General features: G+C 65.0%; 22 protein-coding genes. 13 read left to right on the top strand and 9 right to left on the bottom strand.

From position 1 onward, the window contains the following. Entirely contained in the window at nt 1-1,080 is a 1,080-nt protein-coding gene (locus I6E73_RS03265; RefSeq protein ID WP_197123111.1) for an agmatine/peptidylarginine deiminase, read from the top strand. Continuing rightward, nucleotides 1,077-2,906, top strand: a complete 1,830-nt coding sequence (locus I6E73_RS03270; protein WP_197123114.1) for an amidase family protein — start codon at nt 1,077-1,079, stop codon at nt 2,904-2,906. The genes I6E73_RS03265 and I6E73_RS03270 overlap by 4 nt, the downstream gene beginning before the upstream one ends. A gap of 12 nt (nt 2,907-2,918) precedes the next feature. Here the strand turns inward: I6E73_RS03270 and I6E73_RS03275 are convergent, their stop codons facing one another. Further along, a complete protein-coding gene (locus I6E73_RS03275; RefSeq protein ID WP_197123116.1) occupies nt 2,919-3,428 on the bottom strand; it encodes an N-acetyltransferase in 510 nt (169 codons plus the stop codon). Between the two features lie 53 nt (nt 3,429-3,481). Here I6E73_RS03275 and I6E73_RS03280 point away from each other — a divergent pair, with 53 nt between their 5' ends. Further along, nucleotides 3,482-3,991 carry a molybdenum cofactor biosynthesis protein B gene (locus I6E73_RS03280; RefSeq protein WP_197123118.1) on the top strand — a complete coding sequence of 170 codons (510 nt, stop codon included), beginning with the start codon at nt 3,482-3,484 and terminating at the stop codon, nt 3,989-3,991. 40 nt (nt 3,992-4,031) lie between these two features. Here the strand turns inward: I6E73_RS03280 and moaC are convergent, their stop codons facing one another. Both moaC and glp read right to left on the bottom strand, forming a co-directional pair. After that, nucleotides 4,032-4,511: a cyclic pyranopterin monophosphate synthase MoaC gene (gene moaC, locus I6E73_RS03285; protein ID WP_197123120.1), complete on the bottom strand. Its 480-nt coding sequence runs from the start codon at nt 4,509-4,511 to the stop codon at nt 4,032-4,034. Further along, a complete protein-coding gene (gene glp, locus I6E73_RS03290) occupies nt 4,508-5,830 on the bottom strand; it encodes a gephyrin-like molybdotransferase Glp (RefSeq protein WP_197123122.1) in 1,323 nt (440 codons plus the stop codon). The genes moaC and glp overlap by 4 nt, the downstream gene beginning before the upstream one ends. Nucleotides 5,831-5,925: 95 nt before the next feature. Here glp and I6E73_RS03295 point away from each other — a divergent pair, with 95 nt between their 5' ends. From I6E73_RS03295 to I6E73_RS03325, 7 genes are all read left to right on the top strand, one after another. Then, nucleotides 5,926-6,339 carry a molybdopterin-binding protein gene (locus tag I6E73_RS03295; protein WP_197123124.1) on the top strand — a complete coding sequence of 138 codons (414 nt, stop codon included), beginning with the start codon at nt 5,926-5,928 and terminating at the stop codon, nt 6,337-6,339. 2 nt (nt 6,340-6,341) lie between these two features. After that, the gene (gene modA / locus I6E73_RS03300; protein ID WP_197123126.1) at nt 6,342-7,184 is read left to right on the top strand and encodes a molybdate ABC transporter substrate-binding protein; all 843 of its coding nucleotides are present in this window, start codon (nt 6,342-6,344) and stop codon (nt 7,182-7,184) included. Next, the gene (locus I6E73_RS03305) at nt 7,181-8,053 is read left to right on the top strand and encodes an ABC transporter permease (RefSeq protein ID WP_231600536.1); all 873 of its coding nucleotides are present in this window, start codon (nt 7,181-7,183) and stop codon (nt 8,051-8,053) included. Before modA ends, I6E73_RS03305 begins: the two co-directional genes overlap by 4 nt. Nucleotides 8,054-8,056: 3 nt before the next feature. After that, nucleotides 8,057-9,286 (top strand): ABC transporter ATP-binding protein, encoded by a 1,230-nt coding sequence (locus I6E73_RS03310; RefSeq protein ID WP_197123128.1) that lies wholly within the window; start codon nt 8,057-8,059, stop codon nt 9,284-9,286. 103 nt (nt 9,287-9,389) lie between these two features. After that, entirely contained in the window at nt 9,390-10,217 is an 828-nt protein-coding gene (locus tag I6E73_RS03315; RefSeq protein WP_197123130.1) for an MOSC domain-containing protein, read from the top strand. Nucleotides 10,218-10,241: 24 nt separating this feature from the next. Then, the gene (gene moaA, locus I6E73_RS03320) at nt 10,242-11,297 is read left to right on the top strand and encodes a GTP 3',8-cyclase MoaA (protein ID WP_197125095.1); all 1,056 of its coding nucleotides are present in this window, start codon (nt 10,242-10,244) and stop codon (nt 11,295-11,297) included. 1 nt (nt 11,298) lies between these two features. After that, nucleotides 11,299-11,544, top strand: coding sequence for a MoaD/ThiS family protein (locus I6E73_RS03325; protein ID WP_197123132.1), 246 nt, complete (start codon nt 11,299-11,301; stop codon nt 11,542-11,544). Between the two features lie 12 nt (nt 11,545-11,556). On the opposite strand, the gene I6E73_RS03330 is transcribed toward I6E73_RS03325, so the two are convergent. Beyond that, complete coding sequence (locus I6E73_RS03330; RefSeq protein ID WP_197123134.1) at nt 11,557-11,982, bottom strand: molybdenum cofactor biosynthesis protein MoaE; 426 nt, start codon at nt 11,980-11,982, stop codon at nt 11,557-11,559. Between the two features lie 2 nt (nt 11,983-11,984). After that, on the bottom strand, nt 11,985-13,229 hold the full coding sequence (locus I6E73_RS03335; protein WP_307784211.1) for a ThiF family adenylyltransferase: 1,245 nt from the start codon (nt 13,227-13,229) through the stop codon (nt 11,985-11,987). 151 nt (nt 13,230-13,380) lie between these two features. Between I6E73_RS03335 and I6E73_RS03340 the strand changes: the two genes are divergently transcribed. Both I6E73_RS03340 and I6E73_RS03345 read left to right on the top strand, forming a co-directional pair. Beyond that, entirely contained in the window at nt 13,381-13,752 is a 372-nt protein-coding gene (locus tag I6E73_RS03340; RefSeq protein WP_197122994.1) for a PH domain-containing protein, read from the top strand. Nucleotides 13,753-13,797: 45 nt separating this feature from the next. Continuing rightward, a complete protein-coding gene (locus I6E73_RS03345; protein WP_197123139.1) occupies nt 13,798-14,424 on the top strand; it encodes a GyrI-like domain-containing protein in 627 nt (208 codons plus the stop codon). On the opposite strand, the gene I6E73_RS03350 is transcribed toward I6E73_RS03345, so the two are convergent. After that, complete coding sequence (locus I6E73_RS03350; RefSeq protein ID WP_197123141.1) at nt 14,425-15,315, bottom strand: VOC family protein; 891 nt, start codon at nt 15,313-15,315, stop codon at nt 14,425-14,427. 102 nt (nt 15,316-15,417) lie between these two features. Here I6E73_RS03350 and I6E73_RS03355 point away from each other — a divergent pair, with 102 nt between their 5' ends. Beyond that, nucleotides 15,418-16,482, top strand: a complete 1,065-nt coding sequence (locus I6E73_RS03355) for a YihY/virulence factor BrkB family protein (RefSeq protein WP_197123143.1) — start codon at nt 15,418-15,420, stop codon at nt 16,480-16,482. Nucleotides 16,483-16,537: 55 nt separating this feature from the next. Here the strand turns inward: I6E73_RS03355 and I6E73_RS03360 are convergent, their stop codons facing one another. The 3 genes from I6E73_RS03360 to I6E73_RS03370 all read right to left on the bottom strand — a co-directional run bounded on the left by I6E73_RS03360 (nt 16,538) and on the right by I6E73_RS03370 (nt 20,277). Next, nucleotides 16,538-17,641: a sorbosone dehydrogenase family protein gene (locus tag I6E73_RS03360; RefSeq protein ID WP_197123145.1), complete on the bottom strand. Its 1,104-nt coding sequence runs from the start codon at nt 17,639-17,641 to the stop codon at nt 16,538-16,540. 84 nt (nt 17,642-17,725) lie between these two features. After that, entirely contained in the window at nt 17,726-20,053 is a 2,328-nt protein-coding gene (locus I6E73_RS03365) for a cation-translocating P-type ATPase (RefSeq protein ID WP_255528435.1), read from the bottom strand. Then, the gene (locus I6E73_RS03370) at nt 20,053-20,277 is read right to left on the bottom strand and encodes a heavy-metal-associated domain-containing protein (RefSeq protein WP_197123147.1); all 225 of its coding nucleotides are present in this window, start codon (nt 20,275-20,277) and stop codon (nt 20,053-20,055) included. The genes I6E73_RS03365 and I6E73_RS03370 overlap by 1 nt, the downstream gene beginning before the upstream one ends. Between the last annotated feature and the right edge of the window lie 58 nt (nt 20,278-20,335).

Consider the following 20,335-nt stretch of genomic DNA (forward strand, 5'->3'; position numbering starts at 1 on the left):
ATGAGCTGGAAAATGCCATCCGAAACCGCTGAGCATGAGCGCACGTGGATGGCGTTCCCGCGCGTCGGCGAAACGCTCGGCGCGACTGACTCCGAACGCGAACTCGGCTACGCCGCGTGGGCTGATGTTGCGAATGTTGTCGCGGAGTTCGAGCCGGTGTCGATGGTCGTTGATCCGACCGAAATGCTTCGTGCTCGGCGGATGCTCGCCAGCAGTATTGAGCTGCTCGAAGCACCGCTCGACGAGTTTTGGATGCGTGACATCGGGCCCACGTTCGTGCTCGACGATGAGCGGCCGGGTGTTCTCGGCGCCGTCGACTGGATCTTCAACGGTTGGGGTGCGCCCGAGTGGGCGGAGTGGGCGAAGTCGGCTGAGATCGGTCGTTTCGTCGCGGAAGCTGCGGGTGCCGAACTTGTTAGCTCGCTGCTGGTTGCCGAGGGCGGCGGACTACACGTCGATGGTGAAGGCACAGTCTTACTCACCGACACGGTGCAGCTCGACCCGCGCCGTAATCCGCTCGCTGATCGCGCCCGCGTCGAGAGCGAGATGCTGCGCACGATTGGGGCAACGCACGCCGTCTGGCTGCCGCGTGGACTGACGCGCGACTACGACGACTTCGGCACCAACGGGCACGTCGACATCGTCGCGACAATCGCATCGCCCGGGCGCGTTCTGCTGCACGCCCAGCCCAACCCTGAGCATCCGGACCATCAGGCGATGGCCGAGATTCGGGCTAGCCTCGAGAGCCAGCGGGATGCCGCCGGTCGCGCCTTTGAAATCGTCGAGCTGCCCGCACCCGCCCTGCTGCGAGACGATCATGGCTTCGTCGACTACAGCTACGTCAACCACCTCGTGGTCAACGGGGGAGTCATCGGTTGTGGCTTCGCCGATGAAGTGGCGGATGCTCGCGCCGCCGAAATTCTGGGCGACGCGTATCCCGGCCGCGAAGTGCGCATGGTTGACTCCCGCGAGATCTTTGCGCGCGGAGGCGGCATCCACTGCATCACCCAACAACAACCTCAATTGCCCGGCCTCAGCGACGATGCTGCTACCGCACAAGAACCGGGAGCGATCGTATGAGCACCTTCGACGTCGTAGAAGTGTCAATCGCCGAGCTCCAGGCGGCGCTCGCCGCGGGCACCCTCACGAGTGAAGCGCTCGTTGCCGCGTATCTCGAGCGGATTGATCGCTACGACCGCAGCGGGCCGCTACTCAACGCCGTGGTTGTTCCCAATGCCGAGGCGCTCGCCGAAGCGCGCGAATCGGATGCGCGCCGGGCCGCCGGTCAGCTGCGGGGGCCGCTCGACGGCATCCCGTACACGGCCAAAGACAGTTACCTGCACCGCGGACTCACCGCTGCGGCGGGCAGCCCCGCCTTCGCCGACCTGATGGCGATGCGGGATGCCGCCACGATCGGTGCCCTGCGCGGTGCCGGAGCAATCTGCCTCGGCCTCACCAACATGCCCCCGATGGCCAACGGCGGAATGCAGCCCGGCGTCTACGGCCGCGCCGAGAGCCCGTACAACGCTGAGTACCTGACCGCTGCGTATGGCTCAGGATCGTCGAATGGATCGGGCACCGCAACGGCCGCGAGTTTTGCCGCCTTCGGCCTCGGTGAAGAGACCTGGTCGAGCGGCCGGGCGCCGGCATCCAACAACGCCCTCTGTGCTTACACGCCCTCGCGCGGCGTGATCTCGGTGCGCGGCAACTGGCCGCTCGTGCCCACGATGGATGTCGTCGTGCCCCACACCCGCACCATGGCCGACCTGCTCGCCGTGCTCGACGTGATCGTGTTCGACGATGCGGATACTCGGGGCGATTTTTGGCGCTCGCAGCCGTGGGTCGAGATCCCGGCGGCGTCGAGTGGCCGACCCGAGACGTATCTGTCGTTGTTGGCGGATGCGGATGCGACAGTTGACACTCGCGATGGTGCGCTGGCTGAGGCGGCTGACGCGGCTGACGCGGCTGACGCGGCTGACGCGGCTGACGCGGATGCCGCTGCAGGCCCCGCTGGTGCTGCGGCCGCGCTGCCGTTGGCGGGCAAGCGCTTCGGCGTTCCCCGGATGTACTTCAATCGCGACACCGAGGCGGGCTCGGGCACGCGCGGAGTCGGCGGTCCGACAGGAACCGCGATTGACACCCGCCCGAGCATCCTGACTCTGTTCGACCAAGCGCGTCGCGATCTCCAAGCCGCCGGCGCCTCCGTGGTCGAGGTCGACTTTCCGGTGGTCTCGAACTACGAGGCCGACCGTGCCGGGGCCCCGACGATCGCGACGCGCGGTCTGGTGAGCCCGGAGTTCTTGAAGCGCGAAATCGTCGATCTCTCGGCGTGGGCGTGGGAAGACTTTCTGCAGGCCAACGGTGACCCGAACTTTAATACCATCGTGGGCATCGACGGCAGCACGATTTTCCCGGTCACGCCGGGCACTCCGCACGATCACTACGACGGCTTCGAAGACGACATCGCGGTGTACCCGACGCAGGTGCGCGACCACCCGTATGCGGCCTTCACCGACATCCCCGAGCTCGAAGCGGGCGTGCGCGGCCTCGAAGAGACTCGTCGCGTTGACCTTGAAGAATGGATGCGGGCCAACGGCCTCGACGCCGTAGCCTTCCCCGCGGTCGCCGATGTGGGCGCCGCCGATATGGGCACCAACCCCGCCACGGCAGCAGCAGGATGGCGAAACGGTGTCTGGGTCGCCAACGGAAACCTCGCGATTCGTCACCTGGGCATACCGACCGTCACTGTTCCCATGGGGCTCATGGAGGACATCCGGATGCCCGTGGGAATCACCTTCGCCGGTGCTGCGTACTCCGACCTCGACCTGCTGTGTATCGGTGTCGCGTACGAAGCGGTCTCGCAGCGTCGGGTCGCGCCGCCACGCACACCCCCGCTGGTCGACTAAGCGGGGCGCGCCCTACAGCTGCTTGATCATCTCGAGCTCGCGCCGCGACTTATCGAGAATGTACGGAACCGTGTGCCGTGTCATGGTAAAGCCGCGATTTTCGTACGCTGCGCGCGCTCGAGCGTTGTCTTCGTGCACGCCGAGGGTGAGGGTGCTGCCGTACTGGAAAGCCCACTGCTCGATGGTCGTGAGCAGGGCATCCGTCACGCCAGCTTTCCGGCCACGAAAATCGGGAGTGACGTAGACACCCACGAGGAGCGGGCCTGTTTTTGCGTCAGGGATATAGCACCCCATCGTGCCGATCCACCTGCCGTCGGTGGTGATGGCGGCGACAGCAATGGCTAACGAGTTCTGCCCGCGAACAGCGCGCCGCTGCCACTCTGCTTCTGTGGCGCGCTGGGCATCCTCAAGGTGCTCGGCAAAACCAATCGGGGTATCGGCCAGCATCTCCAAGCGCAGATCGCGAACTTCACGCCAGTCTGCTGGCTCCGTTCGTCGGATGGAAAACTGTGGCTCGCGCATGATCTGAATCTTAGTTGTGGGCCTGGCACGCAGCCTGCCGTACCGTTGCAGACATGGTTCACACTCACAGCGGCAAGGGCAGCGACGTTGAGGCAGTGCCCGCTGCGGTCATCACGGTTTCTGACCGCAGCTTCCGGGGGGAGCGGGCGGATACCTCGGGGCCGCGCGCGGTCGAACTGCTCACAGAGCAGGGCTATGCGGTGTCGTTGACGGTGATTCCGGATGGCGCGGGATCAGTCACAGCTGCGATACGAGCCGCGCTCGCCGCTGGTGCCCGCATCGTGATCACGAGCGGCGGAACGGGAGTGGCACCCCGGGATCTCACGCCCGAAGGAACCCGGCCCGTGCTCACGCGCGAGATTCCCGGCATCGCCGAAGAACTGCGTCGCGAGGGAGCTCGTCACACGAAGATGGCGGTACTGAGTCGCGGCTTGGTCGGCATCGCGGGCAACGCTCTCGTGGTCAACCTGCCCGGGTCAACGAAAGCGGTTGAAGAAGGCCTTGCGGTGGTCGCGCCGTTGATCGGCCACATCCTGGAGCAGCTTGATGGCGGAGACCACTAGCTAGCGGGCGCTCCTCGGGGCCGCCTTACGCGGGGCCGCGCTATTCGGGGCGACGCCAGTCGCCCGAACGACCACCCGACTTCGCGAGCAGTCGCACGTTCTCAATCTGCACGGTCTTGTCCATGCCCTTGACCATGTCGACGATCGCGAGAGCCGCAACAGACACCGCTGTCATCGCTTCCATCTCAACGCCCGTGCGATCGGCGGTGCGTACGGTCGCGGTCACGGCGACACCGTCATCCGTTACCTCGAGGTCGACGGTCGCGCCGTGCACGCCGATGATGTGGGCGAGTGGCAAGAGTTCGGCCGTGCGCTTCGCGGCTTGGATGCCAGCGATGCGTGCGACAGCCAGAACGTCACCCTTGGGAGCGTTGCCTGAGCGCAGCGCATCAATGATCACGGGGGAGCAGCGAACGAAACCCTCCGCCGTCGCCTCGCGAACGGTCGGGGTCTTGGCGGTGACATCCACCATCCGGGCTTGGCCAACGGAATTGAGGTGGGTGAAAGGCTGATCGCTCATGAGACCAGTGTGACAGTCAGGGTGTCACCGTTGAGCACATCGGTCGTGTCTTCGGGCACGAAAGCCAGAGCGTTGGCGCTGGCCAGACTCGCGACGAGATACGAACCGGCACCGCCGGCGCTCGCGGGACGAACGGATGCCGCACCCTGCCCATCCTCTTCGACAACAGCGGGCATGTATTGGGCGCGCCCCGCGGGGCTGCGCCAGCCCGTCGTGACCGTGGCGGTGAGCGTCGGCCGCACGATCGGCGTCCGGCCCGCCAGCGTGAGAAGCGCGGGGCGTACGAAGGTTTCGAACGAGACGAAGACGCTCACGGGGTTGCCGGGGAGGGCGAAGAGGAGGGGGCCGCTGTCGGGAGCGGTTGCGGTGGCGGTCGTGACGGTGCTGTTGTCGCTGCTGACGTCGGTGGCGGCGCTGGCGTTGACGACCGGGAACCGGCCGAAGCCCTGGGGCTTGCCCGGCTGCATCCGCACGGGGCCGAACCAGATGCCGAGCGGGGCGAGCACAGCCTTCACGACGTCGTAGGCGCCGACGCTCACTCCACCCGAGGTGATGATGGCATCCAGGTCGGGGGCGTGCGTGTCGAGGATCGCACGCAGAGCATCGTCGTCGTCGGGCACGGAACCCAGCAGCACCGGGATGCCGCCGCACTCGGTAATGAGCGCTTCGAGCAGTAGCGAATTCGAGTCATGGATCTGGCCCCGGGCGAGAGGCTCGCCGGGCTGGCGCAGTTCGCTGCCGGTCGAGAGCACGCCAACGCGCGGTGCCGGAATCACCGAAAGAGTTCCGACCCCAGCAGCGGCAGCGGCGGCAAGATCGCGCGGGCCGAGAACGCGCCCGGCGGGCAGCACCGCAGCATCGGTGCGCACGTCGGTGCCCTGGGGGCGAATGAACGCAGCCTCGCTCGGGGCCCGAAAAATGAGCACCGTCGCGGTGCCCTCATCAGTGTCTTCGATGGGAACGATGCAGTCCGCGTCGTCGGGAACGGGAGCGCCGGTCATGATGCGCGTGGCCTCGCCGGGGAGAAGTCGGGGGTTCTGTGCGGACCCGGCGGGGAGGTCGGCAACCACAGTGAGGGCAACCGGGGTTTCGGCGGTGGCCGTTGCGGCATCCGCTCGACGAATCGCGTAGCCGTCCATCGCCGAGTTATCGAAGCCGGGCACATCCGCGGCGGCCCGAACATCGGCGGCGAGCGTGCGGTGCAGGGCCTGAGCGATCGGAACAGTGATCGCGGGCAGCATGGCGATGGTCGTCAGAATGCTCGCGAGGTGCTGCTCAATACTGATCGATGCCGGTAGCGGCGTTGCGTCGAGGGCCATAGGCTCATTCTAGCGAAAGCGGTTCACACTCGACTGGGTGCGGTCGTAGCGAAAATCGCCCTTTTCTCCGCAGGTGCGGTGCTAAACTCCGATTTATGACGCACTATCGGATTAGCGAAGCCGCAGGGCTCCTCGGAGTCAGCGACGATACGGTGCGACGGTGGATCGCCTCCGACGGACTGCCTGCCTCTCTCGATGACGCCGGGCGCCAAGTCATCGACGGCGCAGACCTTGCGCAGCGGGCTCAACAACGTGCGCAGCACGCTCAACAGTTGGCAGCGGCATCCGAATCAACGAGCAGCGCTCGTAACCGGATGGTCGGACTCGTCACGGGCATCCTGAGCGACACCGTCATGTCGCAGGTCGAACTGCAGTGTGGCCCGCATCGCATCGTGTCGCTCATGTCGACCGAAGCCGTGCGCGACTTGAAACTCGAAATCGGGTCGCTCGCGGTCGCCGTCGTCAAGGCAACGATGGTGGTTGTTGAGGCTCCGAAAGACAACTCCTAGTGATGCTTCCGGTGCGGAAGCAGGGGCAGCCGCGGCAGCAGGGCGGTCACGGGCGACGACGGGTTCGCGTGCTGACGACGGTCGCCGCCGTCGCGATTGCAAGTCTGGTGGGGCTTGCCGGCTGCTCGGCAACAGAGCCGGCACCGGCATCCACGTCTGCTGACGGTGGGCTGCAGGGTGAGCTCACGATCTTCGCCGCGGCGTCATTGACGGCCTCGTTCACCGAATTGGCTGAGGCCTTCAGCGCCGAGAACCCCGGCGTCACAATCGCGCCGATCTCCTTCGACGGCTCCTCTACGCTCGCCACACAAATCAGCGAAGGCGCCCCCGCCGATGTCTTTGCCTCCGCGGATGACGCGACAATGCAGCAGGTCAGCGCCGAGCTGGCGACTGCTCCCGTTTCTTTCGCGAGCAATGAATTGCAGATTGCGGTGCAGCCCGGCAACCCGCTGGACATCACGGCACTGAGCGATCTGGCGGAGCCCGGCGTGCAGGTTGCCGTGTGCGCTCCCGCGGTTCCGTGTGGGGCCGCTTCGCGCATCCTGCTCGACGTTGCAGACGTTGAACTGACTCCGGTGACCGAAGAACAGAATGTGACGGCCGTGCTGACCAAGGTCGAGCTGGGCGAAGTGGATGCCGGGCTCGTCTATGTCACGGACGTTCTGAACACGGCGGGAGCGGTCGCCGGCATCGAGATTGCCGACGCTGCAACCGCACGCAACACGTACCCGATCGCCGTGCTGAACGAAGCTGCGCAACCGGCCATCGCGGCCGCGTTCGTGGACTTCGTACTCTCGCCGCCGGGGCAGAACATCCTCGCGAGCTACGGATTCGTGAAGCCATGAGTGTCTCCTCGCGCAGCGTGCTGACCACCGGCACCGCGGCAAGCCGAAGCGCGGCAGCCCGAACCACGGCAGCAGCAGGCTCCGGCATCCCGCGCCTTCTCTACCTGCCCGCGGCTCTTGGCTTCGCGCTGCTGATCTTGCCCCTCGTCGGGCTGTTCCTCCGTGCCGACTGGCCCAGCGTGCCGGCCGCGATTGTCTCGGCGGAGGCGCAGTCGGCGCTCTGGTTGTCGCTGCAAACCGCCCTCGCCGCGACGGTGCTCTGTCTCATCGTCGGCATCCCGCTCGCGCTCGTGATCGCTCGCTCGGGCAACCGGCTGGCGGGCCTGTTGCGCGCCCTCACGACGCTCCCACTCGTGATGCCGCCCTTGGTCGGAGGCATCGCCCTGCTGTACCTACTCGGGCGCAACGGGCTCGTCGGCAGTGTGCTCGAACTGTGGTTTGGCATCCGCATTCCGTTCACGACGGGTGCTGTCGTGATCGCCCAATCGTTCGTGGCTCTGCCCTTCCTGGTGATCTCGGTCGAGGGCGCGCTGCGCACCGCGGGCACCCGGTACGAGGCGGTCGCGGCAACCCTCGGTGCAGGCCGCTGGACGGTCTTTCGCCGCGTCACGCTGCCGCTCATCATGCCGGGCGTCATCGCCGGCACCGTGCTCTGCTTCGCTCGCGCCCTCGGCGAATTCGGGGCCACCGCCCTCTTCGCTGGCAACGCCGCCGGCACCACCCGCACCATGCCCCTCGCGATCTACACCGCGTTCAACGGCGCCGGTGTGAGCCAAGATTCGGCCATCGCTCTGTCACTGCTGCTCGTGGTCGTCGGCATCGTCATCCTTCTTCTGCTGCGCAGCTGGCGCACGACCCCGGAGCGCTGAGCCATGACGCTGGATGCCACCATGCTGGTGAACCGCGGCTCATTCACCCTCGACGCGAGTGTCTCGGTCTCGCCCGGAGAAACGCTCGCGCTGCTGGGCCCGAACGGCTCCGGTAAGTCGACGCTGCTCGCGGTGATCGCAGGCCTGCTCGCTCCCGACCAGGGCTCCGTCTCGGTCGACGGGCGAGTGCTCACCGAGGTTCCGCAGTCGGGTGGCGGGCGGTCGGGTGGCGGGCGGATGACCGTGGTGCCCGCTCATCGTCGCCGCATTGGTTTGCTCGGGCAAGACCCCCTGCTGTTCCCGCACTTGAGCGCCCTCGAAAACGTCGCTTTTGGGCTGCGCTCGCACGGCTTGCCGCGCCCGCACGGAATGAAGGCGGCGGAGGCCCGCGAGCGTGCCGCCGAATGGCTCGATGCCATAGGGATGAGCGAGTTCGCCGCGCGCAAACCCGCCGAGCTTTCGGGAGGTCAGCAGCAGCGCGTGGCGATTGCCCGCGTGCTGGCCACCGAACCCGATGTGCTGCTCTTCGACGAACCGATGGCCGCTCTCGATGTGCAGAACGCCTCGCTCGTGCGCACCCTGCTGCGCGAGTGTCTGGCCTCCCGCATCTCCGCCACCCACACCGGAATCCATGGCCGACCGCAGACCGCACCCGCCACTATCGTCGTCACCCACGATGTGGTGGATGCCATGGTGCTGGCCGACCGCGTCGCCATCATGGATGCCGGCCGCATCATCGACAGCGGCGATGTCGCCCGCGTTCTCGGTGAGCCCATCAACCAGTTCGCCGCCACTCTGGTCGGCCTCAACGTGCTGCACGGAATCGTCGAAACGGACGAGCTCGTGCGGCTCGCGGATGGGCGTGGTCTCGCCGTCGACGACGTCGCACCGGAGGTCGGTGCGGAGGTTTCGGTCGCGTTCCCGCCGTCCGCGGTGACGCTCCGCCGGGAATCGTCGGGTTCCGACGCTGCTGCTGCCGTCGCTGCCGCGACCGCAGCCGCGGGGCCCACGGCACCTGAACCAACCGCATCCGCCCCCTCGCACCCCAACGAATGGCACGCCACCGTCGACCTTCTCGAGCCCGGCCTCAGAGGAATCCGCGTCACGCTGCTGGGCGACACGGTCGTGGCCGAGACAGCGGCGGCCGATCTGCTCGCGCACGACATTACGCCGGGGGACCGCATCGTGGCATCCGTCGCAGCATCCCAGATCACGGTGTATCCGCGCCGCTAAATCGCACCGCTAAATCGCACCGCTAAATCGCACCGCTAAATCGCACCGCGAATCCTCGGGACAATCCCGTCGTTCTCGGGGCGCACGTTGCTAGGATTCGCCCATGCGCGTGACACGACTCAGAGTGTATCCAGTGAAGTCTTTTGCCGGCGAAGATGTTGATTCGGCGGCCGTCAATCCGTGGGGTCTCGACCAGGATCGGCGTTGGGCGCTTGTCGATAGCGACGGCAATGCCCTGACCGCACGTCAGCACAACCACCTTCTCGGCCTCTCCGCTCACGCGCTGAGCGAGACGGCCGTGCGGCTTTCTGATCGCGACGGCTCCAGCGTGACCGTCGACATGGCCGACGGCGGCGACACAATCGAGGTGAGCCTCGATGGGCAAGGCACCGCCCTTGCAGCCCGCGGCGACGTGAACGCCTGGCTCAGCGAACGCGTCGGCCTCGACGCACGACTCGTCTGGCAGTCTGATCCGACCGTGCGCCCGATCGACCCCGACGATGGCGGGCAACCCGGCGAAGTCGTGTCTCTCGCCGACGGCGGCCCGCTGTTGCTCGCGAGCGAAGCGTCGCTGCGCCAACTCGATGAGTGGACCGACGCGGATGACGCACCCCTCGACATGATCCGGTTTCGCCCCAACGTGATCATCGACGACCTCGAACCCTTCGTCGAAGAAAGTTGGACGCACGTCACGATCGGCGACGTGCGCTTTCGCGTCACCATGATCTGCGATCGCTGCGTCATGACCACGATCGAACCCTCCACTCTCGAGCGCGGCAAGGAACCGATTCGAACCCTGGCGCAGCACCGCCAGCGGGATCACAAAACGTGGTTCGGCATCCGCCTCACTCCGCTTGATGGTGGTCGCCTCCACGTGGGCGATGCCGTCGAGGCGACGACCTCGGAGGTTTCGCAGCCTGCCGCGGGTTAGTCTGACGCTATGAGTTCCTCCGCGATCGGCACCCCCATCGTGGACACCCTCGGCAGACCGCTGCACGACATCCGTTTCTCGGTCACTGACCGCTGCAATTTTCGGTGCGTCTACTGCATGCCCAAGGAAGTCTTCGGCGCCGACTACGCGTTCATGCCGCGCGACGAACTTTTGAGCTTCGAAGAGATCACTCGGCTCGCGAGCATCGCCGCGCTTCACGGTGTGGAGAAGATCCGTCTCACCGGTGGTGAACCGCTCCTGCGCAAAGGCCTCCCTGAACTGGTCGGGATGCTGTCGAAGTTGACGACTCCGGCGGGCGCGCCCCTCGACCTCGCCATCACCACCAACGGCTCAGCGCTCGGCCACCTTGCCCCCGCGCTGAAGGAAGCTGGCCTGAAGCGGGTTACCGTGTCGCTCGATTCGCTCGACGATGCGACCTTCCAGTCGATGAATGACGTCAAGTTTCCCGTGAAGAAGATCCTGGACGGCCTCGACGCAGCGCACGCCGCCGGGCTCGGCCCCATCAAGATCAACATGGTCGTGAAGAAGGGGCACAACGACAAAGACATCGTCGCGATGGCCCGCCATTTCAAGGACACCCCGTTCATCCTGCGCTTCATCGAATACATGGATGTCGGCACCACCAACGGTTGGCAGCTCGGCGAAGTCGTGCCTTCGGCCGAGGTTGTCGCGCGTATCAATGCGGAGCTTCCTCTCGAAGAAGTCGCCCCCAACTACAGCGGCGAAACGTCGCAGCGCTGGCGATACCGCGATGGCAGCAACGAAATCGGCGTGATCTCGAGCGTCACGCAGTCGTTCTGCCACACGTGTTCCCGCGCCCGTATCTCGGTCGACGGCAAGCTCTACACCTGCCTCTTCGCGAGCTCGGGCCACGACCTCCGCGCGCTCATGCGTGACGGTTGCACCGACGACCAACTGTCGGATGCCATGGCGAGCCTGTGGCGAAAGCGCACCGACCGCTATTCCGAGTTGCGCTCGCTCAACACCCCGCGTCCTGCCGGAGCCGACGGCACCAAGCCCGGCGCCAAGAGAATTGAAATGTCGTACATTGGTGGCTGACATGAGCATTCACATCCGTTACTTCGCGGCCGCAGCCGAGGCTGCCGGGCGCGATGAAGAGCACCTCGAGATCGAGGCCGGAGCCACCCTGAGCACGCTCAAGGCTGTGCTCATTGAACGCTATGGCGCCCTCATGCAGCGCGTCGTCGAGTCGGGGTCGTTCCTGATCGACGGCGTTGTTCGCCGCGACCCCGCGCACGCGGTGGGTGCTCGCGTCGACGTGCTGCCGCCGTTCGCCGGCGGCTAGAGCGCGAAACTGCTACAGCCCAACCCATTCGGTGGCGCCGCCCGCAAGCTGCTGGCGCTTCCAGATCGGTACGGTCTGCTTGATGCGCTCGACGAGCAGTTCGCACGCCTCGAACGCTTCGCGGCGGTGCGCAGCGGAGACGGCTGCCGAGAGGGCAATATCCCCAATCTGCAGCAGGCCAACGCGGTGCGCTGCTGCGATTGCGAGGCCCGTTTCGGCTGCCACTTCAGCGCAGCACTGGGCAAGCAGCGCCTCCGCTTCGGGATGCGCCTGGTACTCGAGCGACCACACTTCGTTGCCGCCGTCGTGATTGCGCACGACTCCCGAAAACACGACGACCGCGCCAGAAGCGGGGGATTCGACAGCGCGACGAATAGCGGCCTCATCGATCGGGGCATCCGTGATGGTGGCGAAGCTTGCCGGGGTGGACGCGTTCATTTTTAGTACCTCGCGAGCGCAGGATCAATGACCTGCGCGTAGTCGTCGATGCCGCCAACCAGGTGGCGAATGTTGGTGAAGCCGGCGCTCTGCAGCAGGCGCAGGGCGCGTTCGCTGCGGATTCCGTGATGACAATATACGACCACCGGAATATCGGTGCGGATGTCGGCAAGCCGGCTCTCAAGGCCACCCAGCGGAATCAGTTCGGCTGTCTCAATCGCGGCAATCGCAAACTCGAAGGGTTCCCGAATATCGACCAGCTGCAGCGCAGCCTCCGTGGAGAGCAGGGCCGCAAGTTCGCGCGAATCGATCTCGTCGCTCACGCCGCCCGCAGCGTCGCTTCCGCTCGTCTCGCCGAATTCGGCGGAGCCGCCAGTTTTGCTCGTGTCGCCGACACCGCTCGAACCGATGGCGGCAGGCGCCAGACCGCAGAATAGGTCGTAGTCAATGAGCTCGGTAACGGCATCCACTTCGTCGCTCACGGCGTATTCCAGCTCGCGAAAGCGCCCGCTGAGCGCGTCGTAGGTGGTGACTCGGCCCAGAAGCGGTTCGCCGATGCCCGTGATGAGCTTCACAGTTTCGGAGCACATGATCGCGCCGATCATGGCGCACACGGTCGGCAGCACGCCGCCCTCGGCGCATGACGGAACGGTGCCGGGTGCGGGTGGAACGGGAAAGAGGTCGCGGTAGGTGGGCCCCTGGCCTGACCACGAAATTCCGGCTTGACCGCCGTAGCGCAGGATCGCACCCCAGACGACCGGGATGCCGGTCAGCACCGCTGCGTCATTGACGAGATAGCGAGTGGCGAAGTTGTCGCTGCCGTCGAGCACGAGGTCATACCCCGCAAAGAGTTCGAGGGCGTTGCTGGAATCGAGCCACACGTTGTGGCCGATGAACGAGACTTCGGGATCGATGCGGCCGACGGTTTCGGCCATCGATTCGAGCTTGCTGCGCCCGATATCGGTAACCCCGTGGGCGAGCTGGCGGTGCAGGTTGGAGAGCTCAACGGCATCCGTATCGATCACGCCGATGGTGCCGACACCCATCGCAGCGAGGGCGGGGATGGTGGCGCTGCCGAGGCCGCCCGCGCCCACGACCAGCACTCGTGCGTGAGCGAGGCGACGTTGCGCGATCTCACCAAAGTCAGGATTAGCGAGCTGGCGCGAGTAGCGAATCAGGCGTTCGGAACTGAGCGGTGCGCCCGGCCCCACGAGCGGCTGGCGGTCAGACTGAGCAGGCAATGTCACGAGGCGATCCTTACCGCGCCGAAAGTGGCACGGCCACGATTCTACCGTTTCGGATGCTGCGAGACCGGGCTTAATCGCAGCGTCGTTGCCTACCGATAGGGTGTGTGCGGGCCGGAGATCTCGGCCCACCACCCGATAAGAGGAGTACCCCATGGAAGCCGCCGTAATCGCAGCCTGGACGTTTGTTTCTGAAGCCCCGATTCCCGAAGACGTCATGCCCATGCTGCTCCCCGGTGAACAGCCGATCGCGGCGTACAAGACGTTCCGCGACAGCGCCGTGTTCACCAACAAGCGCCTCATCGTTCGTGACGCTCAAGGCATCACGGGCAAGAAGGTAGAGCTCTACTCGCTGCCCTACTCGAACGTGCTCATGTGGTCCTCCGAGAACGCCGGAACGCTCGACATCAACGCCGAGCTCGAACTGTGGACCCGCGCCGGTCACATCAAGATCAAGGTCGGCAAGGCCATCGACGTGCGCAAGCTCGATATGCTCATCGCCAACGTGGTTATTGGCGCGAGCTAAGGCCACCCACGCACGCGACCGACACGCACACGGCGGGGTGGGGCAATGAAGACAGACTTCAAGAAAACGCTCGACGCGTATAAAGCGCGCCACAACGAATTCAGAATTCTGGATGTCCCACCCCAGCAGTACCTGATGGTCGACGGTCACGGGGCGCCCGGTGAGGGCAGCGACTACACGACCGCGATCGCCGCGCTGTATCCCGTGGCCTACACGCTGAAGTTCGCGAGCAAAGCGCTCGACCGCGACTATGTCGTGCCGCCGCTGGAAGCGCTCTGGTGGGCCGACGATATGGCCGCCTTCACGAGCGGGCGCGACAAGTCACAGTGGGACTGGACCGCGATGATCCTCGCGCCCGAGTGGATCACTCCGACCATGTTTGAGGATGCGGTGGCCTCGGTGGTCGCCAAGAGCAAGACACCCGAGAGTCTGCCCGCCAGCCTCGACAAGGTGCGCCTCGAAACCCTCGACGAGGGGCTGTGCGTGCAAACACTCCACCTCGGGCCTTATGACGATGAGGCCGAGATTCTGGCGCAGCTGCATACCGAGTTCGTTCCCGAGCAGGGGCTGCGGATGACCGGCAAGCACCACGAGATCTACTTCAACGACTTTCGCAAAGTCGAAGCATCCAAGCTCCGCACGCTGCTGAGGCAACCCGTGGAACGCGTCTAGCTAAAGCTTGGCGATCTCGATCTTCTTCAGCTGCATCATGTGCTCGAAGGCATTCGGCCGTTTCATGAGTTCGTCGATGTTGGCGGGAGTGATCTGCCAACTCACGCCGAATTTGTCTTTGCACCACCCGCAGGCTTCCGCCTCGGGAACTGCCGAGAGCGCCGCCCAGTAGCGATCAATCTCAGTCTGATCCGCACACGGAATCACAAACGACACTGACTCCGTGAATGTCACGTGTTGGCGGGTCGCGGCATCCATTGCCACAAACCACAGGTCTCGGAGCCTGACATCTCCAAACATTACCGAACCGGGATGCGCGGGCCCCGACCGCTCGGTGTAGCGAACATCAGCACCCAACTGCGAATTATCAAACACCGAGGCATAGAACTCGATGGCCTCCCGCGCGCGGTTTTGCACGCCATCGCCGAACAACAACGCGGGCATGATGGTGGGTCGCGGTTCACCAGCGGGATCGGTCAAAATGAGCTGCCAGTTCACGCCAAAACGGTCCCGCAACCATCCATAGCGCGGGCTGAAATCGTAGTTAGCGATCGGCATGAGCGCACTGCCGCCGTCGATAAGTGCGTTCCACAACGGATCAAGGTTGTGGCGAGCATCCGGATCAGTAGAAGGATCGAAATTGACCATGAACGACGTGGACTCGTTGAACGCAAATCGCTCGCCCGCGTTGATCGCTAAAAAGTCTTGCCCGGCGAGACGAAAAGTAACCGTCAGCACCGCACCGGCGAGGTCGCGCTGAAAGTCAGCCAACCCCTCCGAGGGGTAGTGAGTGGTGCCGACGATCGAACTATCGTAAAACGCTGCGGTGTAGAACTGAACAGCCTCTTCGGCATTGCCGTTGAACCAGAGGCACGGCGTGATCGTGGTCATGGTGTTCCTCCTCGAACCCATGTCGTCGCAACGCGCGGCGGCTAATGACACGATCATAAGCCGCGTCAGGCTGCGAGAGAAGGTTTCGTTTAAGCTGGCGGGATGAATGTGAACGAGTTGGGGCCAGACGCGAGCCTCGATGAGCGCGGCGACAGTGCTGCTAAGCCCAAGGCCACTGATCACAGTGCCGCAGGGCGTCGGCGTGAGTGGCGCTACGCCTTCCTACGCGCGTATCACGGCTTCATGCTGCATCGCGGAATCGATTCCGCAGCCACTCTCGCATTCTTTGCTGCGCTCGCGATTTTCCCAGCCGCGCTTACGGTCGTGTCAGCACTAGCGCTAGGTCAGGGTGAAGACCAAGCGGCCGAGACCGTGCTCGATCTGGCGCGAGAAGTGCTGCAAGAAGACACCGTGGAGGCCCTCAAGGAACCGTTGACTCAACTCTTCTCGGTGGGGAGCCCGGGCCTAGCTCTCGCCATCGGCATCGCCCTGAGCGTGTGGTCGATGTCGAGCTATGCCACCGCGTTCGGGCGGGCCGCGAACAGCGTTTTTGAGATCCAAGAGGGTCGTCGCTTTGTGAAGTTCCGCGGCCTCATGCTTGTGCTCTCGGCCTTCCTCCTTGCGGCCTTTGCTGCCGTGGCTGTGCTCCTGCTCACCACCACCAACGTCGCCACCGCCATCGGTGAAGCGTTCGGCTTTGGGGAACCCTGGGTCGCGATCTGGTCGTACGGTCGCTGGCCGGTTCTCGGTGGCATCCTCACTCTCATCATTGCGGTGCTGTACTACTACACCCCCAACATTCGTCACGAACGGATGCGGTGGGTCAGCACCGGCGCCGTGTTCGCGATAGTGACGTGGGGCCTCGCGACCGCGGGGTTCGGTTTTTACGTCTCCACGATCGCGAACTACGACCGCGTCTATGGCTGGCTTGGGGGAGCGCTCGCGCTGCTGATTTGGCTCTATATCAGCAACCTCGCGGTCGTGGCCGGCGTCGAGGTTGATGCCGAGTTCACCCGCCTCCGCCAGCTGAGGGCTGGCGTCTCAGCAGAGAACACCGTGCAACTGCCCGTGCGCGATACCTTTCGCAATCTCGTGTTGGCTCGCCGTCAGGCAGCGGATGAGGCTGCCGGCATCGCCATTCGCGAGAACGCGGCCGAGAGCGAATAGCCACCAAGCGGGTTTGCAACTGCACCCGGAAGTTCAGCTGTACCTGCAGGTTCAACTACGGCTGCGGTACGAGCTCGACCTGCAGAATGCGGTCGTCACCGTCGCGGGGGTCGCCCCGGCCGTCGGTGTTGTTGGTAAGCATCCAGAGGGTGCCATCGGGGCCGGGAATGACATCACGGATGCGGCCGGCAGCATTCTCGAAAGTCGCCGTCGCGGTGGTCGTTTCGCCGGGATGAATTTCCCACAGGCGTTCGCCGCCGAGACCGGCCATGAAGAAGGTGCCGTCGATGAAGGTGAGGCCGCTGGGGCTCGCGTCGTCGGTCGCCCACTGATAGCTGGGTTCTTCGAAACTCGAATCAGTGGATTCCCCTTCTGCGAGCGGCCAGCCATAGTTGGCGCCCGCGCGAATGATGTTGAGCTCATCCCACGTGTTTTGGCCAAACTCTGAAGCCCACAACTGGCCTTCGTCGTCCCACGCAAGGCCCTGCGGGTTGCGGTGACCGAGGGAGTAGACCAGCGATCCGTCGAAAGGGTTGTCGTCGGGAACGGAGCCGTCAGGCAGCAGCCGAAGAATTTTGCCGTTGAGACTGTCGAGGTCTTGGGCTGATTCGGGGTCACTCGCGTCGCCGACAGTGGCGTAGAGCATCCCGTCGGGGCCGAAGGCGATGCGCCCGCCATTGTGAATGCGCGACTTGCCCAGGCCGGTAATGATGTCGACGCTCGCGCCGAGGGCATAGCTGCCAGCCTCACCTTCGAGTTCGAAACGCACGATGCGATTGTCCGCCGCGGTGGTGAGGTAGGCGTACAGCTGGGTCTCGTCGAGCATGGCAAGACCGAGCAGCCCGCCCTCGCCGTCGGGGGCAGCCTCGCCTACGATCCCGACTTCGCGAAGATCTCCGGCTGCGGTCAATTCTTTGATGAGCTGGGTGTCGCGTTCGCTAATCAGCGTCGAACCGGATGCCAGCCGCACCATCGACCACGGAGCGTCCAGCCCCGAAACGATCGTCGTCGCTTCCTCCGCGGCGTTGACTGTCACGGCGGCGGCGTCGACGCTTGGCGCCGACGTTCCTGCTGACTGTTCTGGCTCAGCAACGGGCGACTGAGCGCATCCCGCTAGCAATCCAATAACGAGCACGGCGGTGAAACGGGGAGAACGCATGCGCTAATCCCACCGTAGATTCGTCTGAGAAGAAAGGTCTTGGCGTCTTTGCTCCCCGATTGTGGCTAGGTTTCGTACTCGTAACTAGGAGTTTCGAGAGTCAACCGAGCCGCGGAAACCACGCAAGCGCAGGCTGTTCGTCACGACGAAAACCGACGAGAACGCCATGGCCGCGCCCGCGATGAGCGGGTTGAGCAGACCGAGCATCGCGATCGGCAGTGCTGCCACGTTGTAGGCGAAGGCCCAGAACAGGTTTCCCCGGATGATCCCGAGGGTGCGCTTAGCGAGGCGAACCGCGTCGGCGACAACCATGAGGTCACCACTGACGACGGTGATGTCGCTGGCGGCGATCGCGGCATCCGTTCCGCCACCCATGGCAATGCCGAGGTCCGCGGCGGCCAGAGCGGCAGAGTCGTTCACTCCATCGCCGACCATCGCGACAACACGGCCTTCGGCCTGCAGCTGACGGATGACGTCGAGCTTGCCCTGCGGAGTGATGCCGGCGTGCACGTCGGTGATTCCGACCGTTGCGGCGACGGATGCTGCAGCGCCGGCGTTGTCACCGGTGAGCAACACAGGGCGCAGGCCGAGACGGATGAACTCGGCGATGGCGTCCGCACTGCTTGCCTTCACGGTGTCGCCGACAACCAGCACGCCTCGTGCCTGACCGGCCCATGCGATGACCATCGCGGTTGACCCGGCGGCTTCGGCTTTCTCGACTAAGGCGCGGGCAGCATCCGACACCGTCTGGTGCTGGTCAGCGGTGAGCCATGACGGCTTGCCGACGAACACCACGGTGCCATCAATCGTGGCCTGAACGCCGGTGCCCGCGTGGGCGGCGAAGTCGGTGACGGCGGGCAGCTCGAGGTCGCGATCGGCGGCGGCGGCAACAACGGCTCGGCCGACCGGATGCTCGGAGCCAGCCTCCACGGCGGCGGCGCGAGCCAGCACGAGCTGCTCGTTTTCGCCGTCGAGCACCTCGATACTGCTGAGGCGCATTTCGCCGGTCGTGACGGTGCCGGTCTTGTCGAGCACGATGGTGTCGACCGAGCGGGTTTGCTCGAGAACCTGCGGTCCGCTGATGAGGATGCCGAGCTGCGAGCCGCGACCGGTGCCCACGAGTAGGGCGGTGGGGGTTGCGAGGCCGAGGGCGCAGGGGCACGCGATGACGAGCGTGGTGACGGCGGCCGTGAAGGCGAGTTCGATGGGCCCGCCGGCGATCATCCAGCCGACGAACGCAACCACGGCAAGCACGAGCACGACCGGAACGAAGATCGCCGAAACGCGGTCGGCGAGACGTTGGATGTCGGCTTTGCCGGTCTGAGCGTCTTCGACCATGCGACCGAGTCGGGCCAGTTCGGTGTCGCGGCCGACGCGGGTGATTTCGATGACGAGGCGTCCGCCGACGTTGAGAGTGGCACCGGTGACGCGGTCGTCGGGGCCGACTTCGACGGGCACCGATTCGCCCGTGAGCATGCTCGCATCGACGGCAGAGTTGCCTTCGAGAATGAGCCCGTCGCTGGCAATCTTCTCGCCCGGGCGAACCACAACGCGGTCGCCGACGACGAGCGAGGAGACAGCAACGCGCTGTTCGACGCCGCCGCGCAGAACGGCAGCATCTTTCGCGCCGAGTTCAAGGAGAGCGCGCAGCGCCGCCCCGGATTCGCGACTGGCACGAGCCTCGATGTACTTGCCGAGCAAGATGAACACGGTGACGGCAGCGGCAACTTCGAGATAGATCTCGCTCGCGCCGCCGTGCGGGGTTCCGAAGAACGTCATCGTCATGTGCATGCCGGGCTCGCCCGCACCACCGAAGAAGAGGGCGTAGAGCGACCAGCCGAAGGCGGCCGTGATGCCCAGGCTGATGAGGGTGTCCATCGTCGCTGCACCGTGGCGCGCGTTGGTGGCGGCGGCGCGGTGGAACGGCCACGCACCCCATACAACAACCGGGGCTGTGAGGGTCAGAGCTAGCCACTGCCAGTAGGTGAATTGCAGTGCCGGGATCATCGACATCAGCACGACCGGCACGGCCAGTGCGGTCGAGACGAGCAGACGGTGCAGCAACTGCGAAGCCCAGTCGTCATCGCTGCTCTTAGGGCTCGCGTTGTCGTTCTCGTCGCGTTCCTGAATGGGCGCCGGGATGACGGCGCTATACCCGGCAGCCTTCACGGTTTCTAGAAACTGCTCCGGATCGGAGCCCTCGGGCGCGCGAACGCGAGCTTTCTCGGTGGCGTAATTGACGGTCGCCTCGACACCGGGGAGCTTGTTGAGCTTGCGCTCGATGCGGCCCGCGCAGGAGGCGCAGGTCATTCCGGTGATGTCGAGTTCGACATCCAGAAGGTTGCTGGTGCCGGGCGCTGCGGTGGTGGCGGTGCCGTCGGTAGTTGTCGCGTTGTCGGGTGCCGCGGCCATTAGAGGCTCGTCACGAACGTGTAGCCGGCCTCCTCGATTGCGGCGCTGACGGTGGCGTCGTCGAGAGGAGTCTCAGACGTGACAGAAACGGTGGAGGGCAGGCCCGAGGCGAGGTCAACCGAAACTTCGGTGACGCCATCCACTTCGGAAAGCTCTTCAGTGACACTGGAGACGCAGTGGCTGCAGGTCATTCCTTCGACCAGGTAATCGGCGGTGTGAGACATGTTTCTCCTTCGATTGCCGCAGGCGCGAGGCGCGGGCGGAAGTTGTTGTTAGGAACGA

Source organism: Salinibacterium sp. SWN248, from assembly GCF_015864575.1.
Lineage (GTDB): Bacteria > Actinomycetota > Actinomycetes > Actinomycetales > Microbacteriaceae > Rhodoglobus.